The 15309-nt window shown below is 71.5% G+C and carries 13 protein-coding genes and 2 pseudogenes; 5 read left to right on the top strand and 10 right to left on the bottom strand.

Translation table 11 applies throughout. The features are described 5' to 3' along the window. The first annotated feature begins 285 nt into the window (after positions 1-285). On the top strand, positions 286-1149 hold the full coding sequence (locus tag ACIQRW_RS28595) for a PIG-L family deacetylase (RefSeq protein ID WP_403765353.1): 864 nt from the start codon (positions 286-288) through the stop codon (positions 1147-1149). A gap of 12 nt (positions 1150-1161) precedes the next feature. Here ACIQRW_RS28595 and ACIQRW_RS28590 read toward each other — a convergent pair whose 3' ends face one another. Together ACIQRW_RS28590 and ACIQRW_RS28585 are read right to left on the bottom strand one after the other, a co-directional pair. After that, a complete protein-coding gene (locus ACIQRW_RS28590) occupies positions 1162-2172 on the bottom strand; it encodes an MBL fold metallo-hydrolase (RefSeq protein WP_403765351.1) in 1011 nt (336 codons plus the stop codon). 83 nt (positions 2173-2255) lie between these two features. Continuing rightward, the gene (locus ACIQRW_RS28585) at positions 2256-3149 is read right to left on the bottom strand and encodes a serine hydrolase (protein ID WP_403765349.1); all 894 of its coding nucleotides are present in this window, start codon (positions 3147-3149) and stop codon (positions 2256-2258) included. A 39-nt stretch (positions 3150-3188) separates the two neighbouring features. Here ACIQRW_RS28585 and ACIQRW_RS28580 point away from each other — a divergent pair, with 39 nt between their 5' ends. Next, entirely contained in the window at positions 3189-4157 is a 969-nt protein-coding gene (locus tag ACIQRW_RS28580) for a LysR family transcriptional regulator (protein ID WP_403765421.1), read from the top strand. Positions 4158-4199: 42 nt separating this feature from the next. On the opposite strand, the gene ACIQRW_RS28575 is transcribed toward ACIQRW_RS28580, so the two are convergent. The 6 genes and pseudogenes from ACIQRW_RS28575 to ACIQRW_RS28550 all read right to left on the bottom strand — a co-directional run. Beyond that, a complete protein-coding gene (locus ACIQRW_RS28575; protein ID WP_403765347.1) occupies positions 4200-5333 on the bottom strand; it encodes a hypothetical protein in 1134 nt (377 codons plus the stop codon). A 94-nt stretch (positions 5334-5427) separates the two neighbouring features. Then, positions 5428-6336: a class I SAM-dependent methyltransferase gene (locus ACIQRW_RS28570; RefSeq protein WP_403765345.1), complete on the bottom strand. Its 909-nt coding sequence runs from the start codon at positions 6334-6336 to the stop codon at positions 5428-5430. A gap of 177 nt (positions 6337-6513) precedes the next feature. After that, positions 6514-7602, bottom strand: a complete 1089-nt coding sequence (locus ACIQRW_RS28565) for an NAD(P)-dependent alcohol dehydrogenase (RefSeq protein ID WP_403765343.1) — start codon at positions 7600-7602, stop codon at positions 6514-6516. A gap of 2 nt (positions 7603-7604) precedes the next feature. Further along, positions 7605-9008 carry an aldehyde dehydrogenase family protein gene (locus tag ACIQRW_RS28560; protein WP_403765341.1) on the bottom strand — a complete coding sequence of 468 codons (1404 nt, stop codon included), beginning with the start codon at positions 9006-9008 and terminating at the stop codon, positions 7605-7607. 8 nt (positions 9009-9016) lie between these two features. Further along, positions 9017-9769, bottom strand: coding sequence for a (5-formylfuran-3-yl)methyl phosphate synthase (locus tag ACIQRW_RS28555; RefSeq protein ID WP_403765339.1), 753 nt, complete (start codon positions 9767-9769; stop codon positions 9017-9019). A 222-nt stretch (positions 9770-9991) separates the two neighbouring features. Continuing rightward, positions 9992-10267 (bottom strand): annotated as a pseudogene (locus ACIQRW_RS28550) (class II aldolase/adducin family protein); the annotation flags it as partial. On the opposite strand from ACIQRW_RS28550, the pseudogene ACIQRW_RS28545 reads away from it, so the two are divergent. The 3 genes and pseudogenes from ACIQRW_RS28545 to ACIQRW_RS28535 form a co-directional block, all read left to right on the top strand. Further along, positions 10263-10451 (top strand): annotated as a pseudogene (locus ACIQRW_RS28545) (ABC transporter ATP-binding protein); the annotation flags it as partial. The pseudogenes ACIQRW_RS28550 and ACIQRW_RS28545 sit on opposite strands and share 5 nt — an antisense overlap. Continuing rightward, positions 10441-11682 (top strand): multiple monosaccharide ABC transporter permease, encoded by a 1242-nt coding sequence (gene mmsB / locus ACIQRW_RS28540; RefSeq protein WP_403765338.1) that lies wholly within the window; start codon positions 10441-10443, stop codon positions 11680-11682. The pseudogene ACIQRW_RS28545 and the gene mmsB, both read left to right, overlap by 11 nt. Before the next feature lie 125 nt (positions 11683-11807). Further along, the gene (locus tag ACIQRW_RS28535; RefSeq protein WP_403765336.1) at positions 11808-13778 is read left to right on the top strand and encodes an acyl-CoA dehydrogenase; all 1971 of its coding nucleotides are present in this window, start codon (positions 11808-11810) and stop codon (positions 13776-13778) included. Between the two features lie 18 nt (positions 13779-13796). Here ACIQRW_RS28535 and ACIQRW_RS28530 read toward each other — a convergent pair whose 3' ends face one another. Both ACIQRW_RS28530 and ACIQRW_RS28525 read right to left on the bottom strand, forming a co-directional pair. Then, on the bottom strand, positions 13797-13940 hold the full coding sequence (locus tag ACIQRW_RS28530; protein WP_403765334.1) for a hypothetical protein: 144 nt from the start codon (positions 13938-13940) through the stop codon (positions 13797-13799). After that, positions 13909-15264, bottom strand: a complete 1356-nt coding sequence (locus tag ACIQRW_RS28525; protein ID WP_403765332.1) for an OFA family MFS transporter — start codon at positions 15262-15264, stop codon at positions 13909-13911. The genes ACIQRW_RS28530 and ACIQRW_RS28525 overlap by 32 nt, the downstream gene beginning before the upstream one ends. Positions 15265-15309: the final 45 nt, after the last annotated feature.

The following is a 15309-nucleotide window of genomic DNA, read 5'->3' as shown; positions in this document are numbered from 1 at the left end:
GGGTCGGCGAGTCCGTCGCGGGCGGCACACGGGCGGGGCGTGGTCCTGTGGGCACCGCAGGTCGCCGCACTCCGGCATGATGGGCGGCCACGAGAATCGCCGGCCCCGTCGGGAACAGCCGGCCCGGTCGGCGCGGTTGCACCGTTCAAGGGACCGGCGCCGTGCGGGCGGGGGGACCCGGAGGCCGCAGGGTCGTCCGCCCCGTCGGGCTCCGGGCCCTGGGATCGCGGTAGCACGCCCGCCGCCGGCCCGGACCACGACGTATCTCTGCGGGAGGACCCCTTCATGACCGACCGGCCCTTGACTCTCATGGCCGTGCACGCCCACCCCGACGACGAGGCGACCGGAACCGGAGGGGTCCTGGCGCGGTACGCGGCGGAAGGCATCCGCACGGTTCTCGTGACGTGTACCGACGGCGGCTGCGGTGACGGTCCGGGGGGTGTCAAGCCGGGCGACCCCGGACACGACCCGGCGGCCGTCGCCTCGATGCGCCGCCGGGAGCTGGAGGCGAGCTGTGAGGTCCTCGATGTCAGTGATCTGGAGACGCTGGACTACGCCGACTCCGGAATGATCGGCTGGCCGAGCAACGAGGCCCCCGGATCCTTCTGGCAGACCCCGGTGGAGAAGGGCGCCGCCCGACTCGCGGAACTCATGCGGCACTACCGTCCCGATGTCGTCGTCACCTACGACGAGAACGGCTTCTACGGCCACCCCGACCACATCCAGGCCCACCGCATCACGATGGCGGCGCTGGAGATGACCGAGCTGACGCCGAAGGTGTACTGGACGACGATGCCCCACTCGATGCTGCGGCGGTTCGGGGAGGCCATGCGCGAGTTCCACGAGGACATGCCGCAGTCGGAGCCGGAGCGGCAGCCGGAGCCCGAGCCGGATCCGGCCGAGGCCGCGGCGATGACCGAGATCGGCCTCCCCGACGACGAGGTCACCACGTGGGTGGACACCACCGCGTTCAGCGGCCAGAAGTTCGACGCGCTGGCCGCGCACGCCAGCCAGGGCGACAACATCTTCTTCCTCAAGATGGGCAAGGAGAGGTTCGGCGACCTGATGGGCACGGAGACCTTCGTACGCGTCCAGGACGCCACCGGCGCGGCCCTGCCCGAGAAGGACCTCTTCGCCGGACTCCGCTGATCCGTCCGGCCCCTATGGCGTGGACGTGCCGGCGCGCATGTCCACGCCGTACGTCGTGCGGTAGTCCGGGACGACGATCCGGCTCGTGGGGGACTCCCGGTGGACCTGGGCGGCGAACCCGCTCAGGTCCATCACCGGATCGCGGCGCGGGGGCTCGCTCAGCGGCTCCTCGAAGTTGTCCCAGTGGACGGGCACGACGACGCCGGGCCGGTCCAGGGCGCGCAGCAGCCGGGACGTATAGCGGAACGTAGCGGCGCCGGCCGGCACGGCGACCATCGCGAGGTCGGGGCTCAGCCCCTGTACGGCTTGCTCGGAGAAGTCGCTGGCGCCCATCAGGAACGCCGACGGACCGCTCCCCACCGTCACCTGGAAGGCCAGGGTGTCGCCCTCCGGCAGATCGGAGATGGTCCTCGGCGGCGCCGCCGGGGGAGCGTTCAGGGTGCCCGGGGCGAAGTAGGAATGCCGCTTGTTGCGGCTGTGCAGACTCGGCACGACCTGGACGGTGATGCCGTCGAAGTCCAGGACCTCCCCGCCCTTCACCACCGAGATCAGGCCCGGGTCGACCCCGAACGCGACCAGCAGATGGAACGTGGTCTCGGTGCCGACGACCCGCGCGCCGGTGGACTTGACGATATACGGCACGTCGGCGATGTGATCCCAGTGCGAGTGGCTGACCAGGACGATCTCGGGGCGGCCGATGTGCTCCCGCACCAGATCGGGGTCGGACCTCAACTTCGTGTCCGGCTTGAGCCCTCCGTCGAACAGGCCGGTCCTGAACCGGGTGATGTAGGGGTCGAAGAGCACCGTCCGGCCGCCGACGTCGATGCGCCAGCCGGAGGTGCCCAGCCACCGGAAGGATGCCGAACCGGGCGCCGGGTCCCCGTGATCCGCCGAGGCGGCGGTGGTGGTCGTGGTGGAGAGCAGCGGGGCCGCCGCGCCGATCGCGGCGCCGCGCAGCACCGAGCGTCGGCCGAATGCCTGGATGCGCCGCTGCGGACGCTGTACGTCTGTGTCCTCGTTCATGGCGTCAGGAGATCAGGACAGGACCCTCTTCGTCCAAGATCGAAATTCGGGTGGGCTCATACGCGAACGCATATGAGCCCACGTCAGAACCCCTTGCCGCGAAGGAAGTCGACGGCGATCCGGGCTGTGGCGCCGATCGCGGCGTCCACCGCCGTGCGCGAGGCGGCCAGCTCGTGCGTACGGGCGAAGACGGCGACCGCGTAGAGGGCGCCGTCGGGATACCGGACGACCCCCGCCTCCATGTGCAGGCCGGGCAGGGTCCCGGTCTTGGCCGCGATCGTCACCTCGTCGGGAAATCCCGAAACCAGCCGGTGCCGAAACGCCTGACGGCTCATCAATTCCCGTACCTGGGCACACGCTTGCGGTGGGCCTGCCTCATCCCGCCAGACGAGGCGCAGCAGCCTGGTGATGTCCCTGGGCGTGCTCGCGTTGGTCCGCAGCGGATCCAGCACGCCCAGGCGCCTTTTGCGGTCGTCCGGCAGCGCGGGGTACCGCAGGGCGAACTCCGCCTCGTCGCGCGCGCCGACCTCGGCGAGCATCGACTCCAGTACGTCACGGGGGCCACCCACGACGCGTGTCCTGTCGAGCCCGAGTTCCTCGGCGAGGAGGCGCACCGTGTCCAGGCCGACGCGTGCCAGCAGCAGATCGGCCGCCGAGTTGTCGCTCACCGAGATGGCGAAGAACGCCAGATCGCGCAGCGACAGCTCGACGTCGTCCGCACAGCCCGCCGTGCCCCAGCCGCCGAGCCGGTCGGCTGCCGTCACCCGCACCCGCTCACGCGGGTCGAGCTGGCCGGCGGCCACCTGTCGGGCGAACTCCAGGACCAGCAGCACCTTGAAGACCGAGGCGATCACGACGGGCTCGTCGGCACCGACGGACACCTCCCCGTCGCCCGGTCCCGCCTCGACGGGGACCGCGTGCAACAACCCCTCGGCACCCGCCCCCGAGAACACCTCGCGGATCCGCTTCTCGACCATCGGTTCGCCCCTCGCATAAGGTCACTGACTGTGGATCTCTTGCGCCACCTGCGTATCTTCGTCGCCGTCGCCGACGAGCTGCACTTCAGCCGGGCCGCCGACCGGCTCGGCATGGCCCAGCCACCCCTCAGCCAGGCGGTGCGCAGGCTGGAGAAGGACCTCGGAGCCGCCCTGTTCGACCGGTCGCAGCGTCAGGTCCGGCTCACCGCCGCCGGCATGGTGCTGCTGGACGAGGCCCGCGAACTCCTGGCCCGCGAGGAGCGGTTGCGGACCCTGGCCCGCCGCGCCGGCGACGGCGGCCTGGGCACCCTGCGCGCGGGCGTCCCTCCCGACACCACGGTCTCCACGCTCTCCGCACTGCTCTCGGCCTGCGCGGGGCACTCCCCGGGACTGTCCGTCGACCTGCAGGAGATCACCACCGAGGAACAGCTGCGGCTGCTCGCTTCCGGCGGGCTCGACGTCGGCCTCGTCCACCAGCCCGTGGACGCCACCGAACTCCGCCTCGGCCCGGAGGTGCGCGCGGAGTTCGGTGTCGTGCTTCCCCGCACGTCACCGCTGGCCCGGCTCCCCGAGGTGGCGCTCGCCGAACTGTCCGGCCACGATCTCGTGCTCTTCCCCCGCGCCCAGGCTCCCGGTTGGTACGACCGGATCCTCGATTCGTGTCGTGCCGAGGGCTTCGTGCCCGGCCGGGTCCGGCACGCGTCCAACCCCGAGTTCCTGCTGGCCCTCGTCCACGCGGGCCACGGCGTCGCCTTCGACCAGGGCCCGGTGGCCCGCAAGGAGCCCCGCGTCCTCTGGCGCCCCCTGGCGGGCCGCCCGCTCACCCGGCGGACCATCGGCGCCTGGCCCGCCGGCCGTTCCGCCCACCCGGCCGCACCGCACTTCGCGGAGCTCGCGGCCGGTGTGCTGGCACGCGACCGGTCGGCGACGCCGCACCGCGCCGCCGGCCCACGCCCGCCGGACGGGCCGCCCCGCCCATGGTCGGTGGTGTACGACGCGCCGAGCTGACGCGGAGCCGGCCCGCGGCCCCCGACGCTGTACGGCGGCCGGCTAAGCGATGTCCTGTTCGCGTTCACGAGCCGCGGCCAGCCGCAACGTACGGTAGCGGTCGAGTGCCCGCGGATCCCCGAGGTGTTCGGCGGCCGCGAGTGCGGCGTCGAGGACTCCGTCCATCCAGAGCCTGGGAATCCCGCGCAGGTGCTCGTCACTCACCGCGAGTCGACGACGAGCCGCGGCGTCGTCCGGTGTCTGCGCGACGACGAGGAAGCACTCCTTGACGAAGTGCCGCCACAGCCCCGCGCGCATCCCCCGCTTGTCGGCTGGCATGACGTCCCGCGTCTCTTCGAGTGTTGTCCACGCGCCCGAAGCGTCGCCTGCCTGTCGTTGCAGCCGGCCGAGCGTGAGCAGGTTGAACGCCGTCGCCTCCGGTGGAGCGTCGCTGACCGCGAGGACCTCTCGCTGTACCGCCACCGCTTCGGGCAGGTAGCCGAGTCGGGCCAGATGAGACTGGAGCGTGTTGAGCGTGCTCTCGGTGCGTGGCTCGCCTGCCGCCCACGCGGTCATGAACAGACGGGATGCTTCCCGCTCGCCCTGGCCCGCCGCGTGGTGGGCCCATGACCGGAGGCTCTCCTCCGCCGGGTCGGAGGGGAACCGCGCACGTTGTTCGTCGAGCCACCGCTCGACGGCGGCGTCGGTGTGTCGGTCCGACGTGATGTCGTCCAGAATGCGGTCACGGTCGGGGTGGGCGCTCGCGCGCACGGTGTCCAGGGCGGCGGCGACGCCTCCGGTCAGCAGGTGGTAGAGGTGATATCCGAGAGCCGTGTCGAAGCTGGTGTTCTTGGCGGACCAGTGCAGCCATATGTCCTCCGTCCGCCGGTGCTCGGCGACCAGGAAGCCCGCCAGCGTCAGGTCCGATGCCAGTCCCCAGGGGACGAGCTCCCGGTAGAACATGGTCTCCTGCTGGAGGAGAAACCGCAGCAGCCCCAGGTCCTGAGGGCGACGGTCGTATTGGAGTGCCCACAGAACGCTCCGTCTGGCCGCCTTGCCGCGGTCGATCACCCGGCCTCCGGCGGTGCGGTCCGCGGTGAAGGCCAGATCGGGCCAGGCCCCCGGGCTCCGCCGAGCTCGTTCGAGGTCTTGTCCCGGTGCGCGCAGAAGCCGCTCCCGCTCGTCGGAGAAACCCATCGTTCTTCCCTTCGCTCGATCCTCGGATTCTCTCGGAATCGGCGGCCACGAGCAGCTTCACGAGGGTTCCGTCCGCGGGGCACACGGCCGCTGTCTACCGCCGGGGCTTGTCCGCGAAGACCCACCGGTTGCCCGCCAGCGCGTCGTTCCGCTCGGGCAACGGGCCGCGTCCGTGCAGCCTGGTGAAGTCGAAGGGGGTGCGGACCGAGGTGGACCAGCCCGTGTCCGTCAGCTTTCCCGCGGAGTCGGGCCGGGGGCTCCTGTCGAACAGATCCAGCAGGTCGATGCCGATCTGCTGGTGCGTGGCCGTGTAGAGCGGGCTGTCGCGGTACTCCAGCAGATCCTTGTCGAGTTTGACCTCGAAGGCCAGCGCGCTTCCCCCCGCACTCAGCCGGTCCACCGTGTCGATGAGATACGTCTCGGCGGCGGGCGGCAGATAGAACAGCAGGCCCTCGACCAGCCAGACGCTCGGCGCGGCGGGGTCGAAGCCGGCGCCGGGCAGGGCACCGGCCCAGTCGGCGCGCAGATCCATCGGGACCGGTACGCGTGCCGCCTTAGGGATGGCCGAAAGACCGCCGAGCACCTGGTGCTTGAACGCCAGGACCTCCGCCCGGTCGATCTCGAAGACCACGCAGCCGGGAGGCCATGCGAGTCGGTACGCACGCGAGTCCAGCCCCGCCCCGAGAAGGACCACCTGGCGGGCGTTCCCCGCGTGCACCGACCGGAGGAGAAAGTCGTCGAGGACCCGTGTCCGCAGCCCGAAGTACCGGGCGAACCGCCCCCACAGCGGGTTCCGGTCCCCGTCCGGGACCTCCCGCGGGTGGACCGGCCAGCCCTTGGACGCCGGGGCCCCGAGCACGAAGTGCTCCGCGAAGACGTCCTGCGCCAGGCTGTCGGGGCGATGTGTCTCGATGGCCCGCGCCGCGGCGACCAGGAGAGCGGTCGCACCGACCCCTCCCGCCACACCCTCCACACCGTCGTTCCGGTGCGCCGTGTCGACCATGTGCACTCCCTTGGGGTTGTTGGAGACGACGAACAGCGAGCAGAGCGAAGAAGCAGCCGGCGGGAAGCCGCCGGGGAGCCACCGGGGTCTCGGGGAAGTCGGCCGCGCGGAGAACGCCTCGTACATCGACGGCCCCCGCCCCGCCGGAATCCACGTGCTTCCGGAACGCGCGCTGCCCTACGGAATGAGGACCGGCTTCACCACACGGCCCGCGTCGCAGTCGCGTTCGGCCTCGTTGATGTCGGCCAGCGGGTACGTGCGGATCAGTTGGTCGAAGGGGAACCGCCCGGCCTGCCACAGCCCGGTCAGCCGGGGGATCAGCAGCGCCGGGACCGCGTCCCCCTCGCAGATGTGGGAGATCTTCCGGCCTCGGTCCAGGGTCCCCGGTTCGAGCGGCAGATGGCTGTGCAGCCGTGCCACCAGGCCCAGATGGCCGGTCGGGCGCAGCGACCGGAGCGCGTCGTTGATCAACCGGGCGGAACCCGTGGTGTCCAGGGCGAACTGAGCGCCGCCGCCGGTCAGCCGCTGGACGCGTCCGGGAAGGCCGGCCGAGGCGGCGTCCAGCGGAACCGCACGGAACCGCTCGGCCTGGGCCAGCCGTTCGGGGTGCCTGTCGACCGCCACGACGAGGGCCCCGGCGGCGGTGGCCGCCATGACCGCGGCCAGGCCCACCGCCCCGGCGCCGAAGACCGCGACCGTGTCACCGGGGCCGACGCCGAAGGAGTTGAGGACCGCCCCGGCGCCGGTGAGGAAGCCGCAGCCGAGCGGACCGAGCAGTTCGAGGGGGAGGGAGGCGTCGACCCGGACGGCGTTGCGGGCCGGGACCATCGCGTACTCGGCGAACGCGGACTGGCCGAACCACCGGGGCGCCAGCACCTCCCCGGCCCCGTCGGTGAACCGGGCCGCGCTCTCGGCGCGCCCCCCGAAGAGGTTGAGCGCGGCGAACCGGTCGCAGTAGGCGGGGGCTCCGCCCAGGCAGCTCCGGCACCGCCCGCAGGAGTCGAAGCTCAGCACCACATGGTCACCGGGGATCAGGCCGGTGTCCTGGCCGCCCGTCTCCAGGACCACCCCGGCCCCCTCGTGGCCGAGCACCGCGGGCAGCGGCGAGCGGCCCGCCGAGCGGCGGACGGCGAGATCCGTCCGGCACAGTCCGCAGCCCGCGATCCGGACCAGGATCTCGCCGTCGGCCGGTCCCGCGTCCAGGATCACCTCCTCGACGGCGAACGGAGCCTCGTAACCGCGCAGTACCGCCGCGCCGAACCTCATCGTCAGACCTCCCGGGGACGGTGGACGACGAACGGTCTCAGGTTCCCGTACAGTCCCCACGGCCCGCCCGCGACGCCGACGCCGCTCTCCTTGACACCGGCGAAGGGCTGGGCGAGGGAGAGCTCGGCGTGGTGGTTGATCCACGCCGTTCCGCACTCCAGCCGGTCGGCGACCGCCCCGGCCCGGTCCAGGTCGGCCCCCCAGACCGAGCCGCCGAGTCCGAAGCGGGTGGCGTTGGCCGCCTCGACGGCTTCGTCGAGACTTCCGTACGGCAGTACCGGCAGGACCGGACCGAACTGCTCCTCCGTCACCACCGGGCTGTCGGACCGGACATCGGCCAGGACGGTCGGGGCGTGGAAGTAGCCCGGCCGGTCCAGCCGGTGGCCCCCGGCCACGGCCCGCGCCCCGTCCGCCAGGGCCCTGGCCGTGTAGCGCTCCACCCGGGCCAGTTGGGCGGCGTTGTTGAGCGGCCCCAGCTCCGTGGCCCGGTCGAGACCGGCTCCCACGACCACGCTCTTCGCCCGTTCCGCGAGGGCCTCGACCACCCGCGAGTGGAGCCGGGCCGGGGCGTAGACGCGTTTGACCGCCATGCAGACCTGCCCGCAGTTGCGGAACGCCGCCCAGAACAGCCGGTCCGCGATCCGCTCCACGTCCACGTCGTCCAGCAGGATGGCGGCGTCGTTGCCGCCCAGCTCCAGGGTGACCCGGGCGAGACCGGACGCCGCCCCCGCCGCGACGGACCGCCCGGCGGTCACCGAACCGGTGAAGGTCACATGGCGGATCCCCGGGTGCGACGCGAGGCAGGCGCCGAGCGGTTCACGCCCGGTGACGATCGTCAGCACGCCCTCGGGGAGGGCTGCGGACAGGACGGATCCCAGCAGCCGGGTGGCCAGCGGCGTGAACGGGGAGGGCTTGAGCACCACCGTGTTGCCCGCCGCGAGCGCGGGCGCGAACTTCGCGGAGGCGAGCTGGAGCGGGAAGTTCCACGGGACGATGGCGCCGACGGGCCCCAGCGACCGCCAGCGGACCTCGCTGTGCACCGCCCGGCCGTCGGTGATCGTACGGGGCTCGGGGACGCACTCGGCGAAGTAGCGCAGGCGGGCCGCCGTGCGGGCGACCTCCGCGTACGACTCGGCCAGTGGTTTGCCCTGCTCACGGGTGAGCAGGGGAGCGAGGTCCGCCCCGGCCGCCTCCACGGCGTCGGCCGACGCGAGCAGGGCGGCGGTGCGGCCGGCAGGGTCGGACCGCCAACCCGGCCAGGCCTCGCGGGCGCGGCCGACCACCGCGTCCAGCTCCTTCGCCTGCTGGTCGGGAACCTCGTCGAAAGGCTCGCCCGTCGCCGGATCGAGGACGGTGAAACGCTCACCGCGGGGTGCGGGGCCGGGGCGGTGCGGCTGCGGCTCCACGCCGGCGGTCAGCTCGCGGCCGGGGTGGCCGCGAACTCCCGGGCGTGCCGGTCCATCTCCGCCCGGAAGGCGGCCACCAGCCGCGGCTGGATCCTCCCGGTGTCGCGGTCGCCCCCCTCGCAGACCGCCCCGCGCACGCCCACGATGTCCGTTCCGATACGGGTCAGCGTGGCGAGGTCCGCCACCTTGACGCTGCCCGCGAGGGCGGCGAGCAGACCGGCCTCGTGGGCCAGCCGCACGAACTCCGCGCAGGCCTCGGGCGGCACATGGTCGAACAGCCGGGTCCCGTCCTTGATCGCCGTGTCGAGCATGGCCGCGTCGGATCCTGAGCGGCGGGCGATGTCGGGCAGCGCGAGCGGGTTGACGCAGCCGATCCGGTGGGCGTCCGCGTACCCCGAGGCGACGACGAACGCGTCGGGCCGGAAGTCCTTCACGGCCCTGACGACTCCCCGCATGACGTCGATGGCCTGGTCGGGTGTCGTACATCCGTAGAGGCCGACCTTGATGTAGGTGGCCCCGGAGACAGCCGCGCCGAGCGCCGCCTGGGCCACCGTGCCGGGCTTGTACGGCACGTCTCCGACGGTGGCGGACACCGGCTTGTCCGCGGGAACCGCTCCGCGGATCTCCCTGATGACCCACGGGAAGTTCGCGCCGAGCGACCCCTCGTCGGGCTTCTTGACATCGACGATGTCGAGGTGTTCCGCCGCCTTCGCACATGCGAGAGCTTCCTCGACGCCGTCCGGGGAGATGAGAAGCAGCAACGTGGATTCCTTCCACCGTGTGTTCACCCGCCGGACGGCGGGTGCGCGGAGCAGCCGGGATCTGGTGCGGTCGGCTCATCCTCGCGGCGCCGCACGGGCCTCGGCAGGGCGCGAGGGATGGCGAAGGGGGCACTGATCCGACGCGCTCACGCCCCCCGTGGCGCGCCGTTCACCTCGACCTCCGCCAGATCACGTACGGGCATAATCCCCGCGCGCACGGGCCTACTCGACGACCTCCCCGCGTCGGCGCCGAGCGGGTGACGTGGCTTCGGGGTTGCCGTAGTAGGCGTCCGCGCCGTGCGTACGCGTGAAGTGACGGTCCAACAGGTGCTGGGGCGGCCGCACTGCCCCCAGCGAGAGCGTGTGCAGCGCCATCTCCGCGACGGCCTCGCAGATGACGGCGTGCTCCAGTGACGCATGGGCGTCCGCGCCCCAGGTGAAGGGGCCGTGGTGGGCCACGAGTGCGGCGGGCACGGTCCGGGCGCGCTCGTCGTCGCCCGAACTGCCCGAGCTCCTGGGCATGTGCGACCGCGTCTACACCATGGCGGCCGGCCGGCTCACCGGCGAGAGCTCCCGCGCCGAAGCCGACCAGGAACTGCTGATGCGCTACATGACGCACGACACCGCCGTCCCCGCGCCCCGGCACCCCGCACCCCACGAAGGACTCCCCGATGAGCACTGACCTCGGCCCGACCCCTCCGGCCGCCACCGACGGCGGGCAGCGACAGGGCGCCCCGCCCGCGATGGCACGCCTGCTGGTGGACAGCGTCCGGCGCAACAGCCGGCAGTACGGGATGCTGTTCGCGCTGGGACTCATCGTGCTGCTCTTCCAGATATGGACGGGCGGCGACCTGCTCCTGCCGCGCAACGTCTCCAATCTCGTCCTGCAGAACAGCTACATCCTCATTCTCGCCATCGGCATGATGATCGTCATCATCTCCGGCCATATCGACCTCTCCGTGGGATCACTGACGGCCCTGGTCGGCGCGGTCGCGGCGGTGCTGATGGTGGAGCACCACCTCTCCTGGCCGCTCGCCGTGGTGGTGACGCTCCTCATCGGCGCGGCCGCGGGGGCGGTCCAGGGCTTCTTCATCGCGTACGTCGGCATACCGTCGTTCATCGTCACCCTGGCCGGCATGCTGCTGTTCCGGGGACTGACCGAGATCTTTCTGCAAGGACAGACCCTGGGCCCCTTCCCCGAAGGACTGCAGAAGGTGGCGAACGGCTTCCTGCCGGAGGTCGGCCCCGTCACCAACTACCACAACCTGACCCTGCTGCTCGGTCTGGGCGTGATCGCCCTGGTGGTCAACCAGGAGCTCCGCAACCGCGCCCGGCAGGCGGAGTTCGACCTGGCGCCGCTGCCGAAGAACCTGTTCGTCCTGAAACTCGTCGCCCTGGTCGCGGCCATCACGGCCGCCACGCTCCTGCTCGCCAGCTACAAGGGCGCACCCGTCGTCCTGCTCGTCCTCGCCGTCCTGCTGGTCTGCTTCGGCTACGTCATGCGCAACGTGGTGGTGGGGCGCCACGTCTACGCCATCGGCGGCAACCTCCCCGCGGCCAAGCTGTCGGGCGTCAAGGACCGCAAGGTGACCTTCGCGGTCTTTCTGAACATGGGGATGCTGGCGGCCCTGGCCGGGCTGGTGTTCGCGGCGCGCTTCAACGCTGCCTCGCCCAAGGCGGGCATCAACTTCGAGCTGGAGGCCATCGCCGCGGCCTTCATCGGAGGGGCTTCGATGAGCGGCGGCGTCGGAACGGTGCTGGGCGCCGTCATCGGCGGCCTGGTCCTCGGGGCCCTCAACAACGGGATGAACCTGGTCGGCATCGGCACCGACTGGCAGCAGGTGATCAAGGGCCTGGCGCTCCTCGCCGCGGTCGGCTTCGACGTCTGGAACAAGCGCCGGGCGGGCTCCTGAGGTACCGGTCACCTCGTCCGGCCTGCGCCCCGCCCGAGCAGGGATGCCAGGGGACGCCCCGGGGCATCGGTGGGCCATACGCCGACCGACTGCTTGATCGTCCCGGGGCCGGGTAGCGAAGCGGTATGACCACTGACAGAACATCCACCGTTCCCGGCGGATACGTGCGGCCGGAGCTCGATGTCCGGGCGCTGACCGAGGTGCTCGACGGCGAGTACGCCGAGGTCCGCGACCTGGTCCGGGCCAACCTGGTGACGCACGCCCCGGTTCTCGACGAGGCCGACGAGCTCGACATCGACACCTTCCGCGAGCGCGTACGCGAACGCGTCGTCGAGATGGCGGCCACGGGCCAGACCGGCATGGGGTTCCCGGGACGGTACGGCGGAGGCGGCGACATCGGGGCCTCCGTCGCCGCGTTCGAGACGCTCGCCTTCGGTGACCTGTCGGTGCTGGTGAAGGTCGGCGTGCAGTTCGGGCTCTTCGGGGGAGCGATCCTGCACCTGGGTACCGAACGACACCACGACGCCTACTTGCCCGACCTGATCACCGGGAAGGTGATGGGCTGCTTCGCGATGACCGAGACCGGGCACGGCTCCAACGTGCAGGCGCTCGGCACCGTCGCACGGTACGACGCCGACGCCCGGGAGTTCGTCATCACCACCGAGGGCGACCAGGCGCGCAAGGACTACATCGGCAACGCGGCCCGCCACGGGGAACTGGCGGTCGTCTTCGCCCAGCTGGAGGTGGGCGGGACCTCCGAGGGCGTGCACGCGTTCGTCGTGCCGATCCGGACCGGCGGCGAGGTGGCGCCCGGTGTCCGCATCGAGGACGACGGCCGCAAGATGGGCCTCAACGGCGTGGACAACGGACGCATCCGGTTCGACGGTGTGCGGGTGCCTCGCGAAGCGCTGCTCAACCGCTTCGCCGACGTCACCCCGGAAGGCGTCTACCGGAGCACGATCGACAACCCCGACCGCCGCTTCTTCACCATGCTCGGCACCCTGGTGCAGGGCCGGGTCAGCGTCGGCGGCGCAGGAGTCTCCACCGCCAAGGTCGCCCTCGCGGTCGCCACGAAGTACGCCCTGCGGCGCAGGCAGTTCCCGGCGGGCCCCCAGGGGTCCCGGGGCGAGGAGCAGCTGCTCCTCGACTACGGACTGCACCAGCGTCGCCTGCTGCCGCTCATCGCGCGTACGTACGCGCTGCACTTCGCGCAGGACGTCGTACGCACGCAGCTGCACGAGGTCTTCTCCGGCATCGAGGACGACCCGGGGGCACGGCGCCGGCTGGAGTCACGGGCCGCCGGGACCAAGGCGCTCGGCACCTGGCACGCCACGCGGGTGATCCAGGAGTGCCGCGAGGCCTGCGGCGGCGCCGGCTACCTCAGCGTCAACCGGTTCGCCGCCCTGAAGAGCGACAGCGACATCTTCACCACCTTCGAGGGCGACAACCACGTCCTGCTGCAACTCGTCGCCAAGGGCCTGCTCACCGACTACGCGAGCGAGTTCGAGGACCTGGACCAGCTCGGCATGGTCCGCTACGTCACCAACCTCGCCGTCGAGACGGTCATCGAGAAGACGTCGGCCCACAAACTGCTGGAGCGGGTCCGCGACCTGCTGCCCGGGGGAGACGAGTGGGACCAGGAGGCCGGGCTGCTCGACTCGGAGTACCAGCTCGCCATGGTCCGCTACCGCGAGGAGCACATGCTCGCCGGGGCGGCCCGCAGGCTCAAGCGCGGCATCGACCAGAAGCGCGACCCGGGCACCGTCTTCTCGCAGGTGCAGGACCACGTCATCGCCGTGGCCCGCGCACACGTGGAGCGGCTGGTGCTGGAGGCGTTCGTCGACAAGGTGCGCGCGCTGCCCGAGAGTGGCAACAAGGTCGCCCTGGGCCTGTTGTGCGACCTGTTCGCCCTCTCGACGATCGAGGCGGACCGGGCGTGGTTCATGGAGCACGGCCGGCTGACCGTCCAGCGGTCCAAGGCGATCACCCGTGAGGTGAACGATCTCTGCCGCAAGGTCCGGCCCCTGGCGGCCGACCTCGTCGACGCCTGGGGCATCCCGGCCGAGATGCTGCGCGCCCCGGACCTGGTGGGGTGATCCGGGGCGTCCCAGGGGTCAGCCGGTGAACAACTGGGTTGCCTTGCGGACCAGTTCGTACAGCCCGTAGGCGAGCGGAGCGCCCACCCACAGCCAGGTGAGGACGATCAGTGGCCGCCGGTCCTTCACCTCAGGCGGACTCTGCCCGCTGTTGTCGTGCACGGGGCGCTCCCTTCTCCGCCGGCTCGGCCGGCGCGGCGTCGAGGTGGTGGGACGGGTGCACCGGGCGGACCAGCTCATTGGCCACGAAGCCGACGGCGAGCAGGGCCATCATGATGAAGAGGGACGTCCCGTACAGATCCGCGCCGTGCTTCCCCGCCTCCTCCTGGCGGTCGGCGATCCAGTTCACGATCAGCGGCCCGAGGACACCGGCGGTGGACCAGGCGGTGAGCAGCCGTCCGTGGATCGCGCCGACCTGATAGGTCCCGAAGAGATCCTTGAGGTAGGCGGGAATCGTGGCGAAGCCGCCACCGTAGAAGGAGAGGATGACCAGCGCGCACAGGACGAACAAGGGCTTGGAGGAGCTTCCCACCAGTGCGATGAGCGCGTACATGAGCGTGCCCGCGCCGAGGTAGACGCGGTAGATGTTCTTCCGCCCGATCAGGTCGGAGGCGGAGGACCAGCCGATACGGCCGGCCATGTTGGCCGCGGACAGCAGGGCGACGAACCCGGCGGCGGCCGTCACCGACACGGGGGTGGAGGTGTCCGCGAAGAAGTCCGTGATCATCGGCGCGGCCTTCTCCAGGATGCCGATGCCGGCGGTGACGTTCATGCAGAGCACGACCCACAGCAGCCAGAACTGCGGGGTGCGCAGGGCCTGGCGCGCCGACACCTGCGGTCCGTCCGGCGTCGCGGGACGACCGTCCGTCCGCTCCTCGACGCGCGGGCGCGGCACCCGTACCAGCGCCACGCCGAGCAGCATGAAGACGGCGTAGACCAGTCCGTGGACGAGGAAGGCGAGCGCGATGCCGGAGTTGTCGCCGCCGAAGGACTCCAGCATCTGCGCCGACCAGGGCGAGGCGATCAGCGCGCCGCCACCGAACCCCATGATGGCGATTCCGGTGGCCATGCCGGGACGGTCGGGGAACCACTTGATGAGCGTCGACACGGGCGAGATGTAGCCGATGCCGAGGCCGATGCCTCCGACGAAGCCGTACCCGAGGACGATCAGCCAGAACTGGCCGGTCGCGGCGCCGAGCGCGGAGAGCAGGAAGCCGGAGGAGAAGCAGACGAGGGCGACGGTCATGGCCCATCGAGGTCCGCGGCGCTCGACGAGCGTGCCGCCGAAGGCGGCGGAGAGCCCGAGCATGACGATGCCGAGCTGGAAGGGTAGTGCGCTCTGCGTGCCGCTCAGGCCGAGCGTGTCCTCCAACGGCGGCTTGAACACGGACCAGGCGTAGGCCTGGCCGATGGAGAGGTGGATCGAGAGGGCGGCGGGCGGCACCAGCCAGCGACTCCAGCCCACGGGGGCGATGGGGGGACTCATGGGTCCCTCACCGTAGTGAGCGGGAAACCTTTTGAGAAGGTCGTT

The organism is Streptomyces sp. NPDC091287, assembly GCF_044768525.1.
GTDB lineage: Bacteria > Actinomycetota > Actinomycetes > Streptomycetales > Streptomycetaceae > Streptomyces.
This window is presented reverse-complemented; position numbering and strand designations above follow the sequence as displayed.

Excerpts from the sequence above, each read along its gene's own strand:
- ACIQRW_RS28595 (WP_403765353.1), top strand. The coding sequence starts at position 286 with ATGACCGACCGGCCCTTGACTCTCATGGCCGTGCACGCCCACCCCGAC.
- ACIQRW_RS28590 (WP_403765351.1), bottom strand. The coding sequence starts at position 2,172 with ATGAACGAGGACACAGACGTACAGCGTCCGCAGCGGCGCATCCAGGCA.
- ACIQRW_RS28585 (WP_403765349.1), bottom strand. The coding sequence starts at position 3,149 with ATGGTCGAGAAGCGGATCCGCGAGGTGTTCTCGGGGGCGGGTGCCGAG.
- ACIQRW_RS28575 (WP_403765347.1), bottom strand. The coding sequence starts at position 5,333 with ATGGGTTTCTCCGACGAGCGGGAGCGGCTTCTGCGCGCACCGGGACAA.
- ACIQRW_RS28570 (WP_403765345.1), bottom strand. The coding sequence starts at position 6,336 with ATGGTCGACACGGCGCACCGGAACGACGGTGTGGAGGGTGTGGCGGGA.
- ACIQRW_RS28565 (WP_403765343.1), bottom strand. The coding sequence starts at position 7,602 with ATGAGGTTCGGCGCGGCGGTACTGCGCGGTTACGAGGCTCCGTTCGCC.
- mmsB (WP_403765338.1), top strand. The coding sequence starts at position 10,441 with ATGAGCACTGACCTCGGCCCGACCCCTCCGGCCGCCACCGACGGCGGG.
- ACIQRW_RS28535 (WP_403765336.1), top strand. The coding sequence starts at position 11,808 with ATGACCACTGACAGAACATCCACCGTTCCCGGCGGATACGTGCGGCCG.
- ACIQRW_RS28525 (WP_403765332.1), bottom strand. The coding sequence starts at position 15,264 with ATGAGTCCCCCCATCGCCCCCGTGGGCTGGAGTCGCTGGCTGGTGCCG.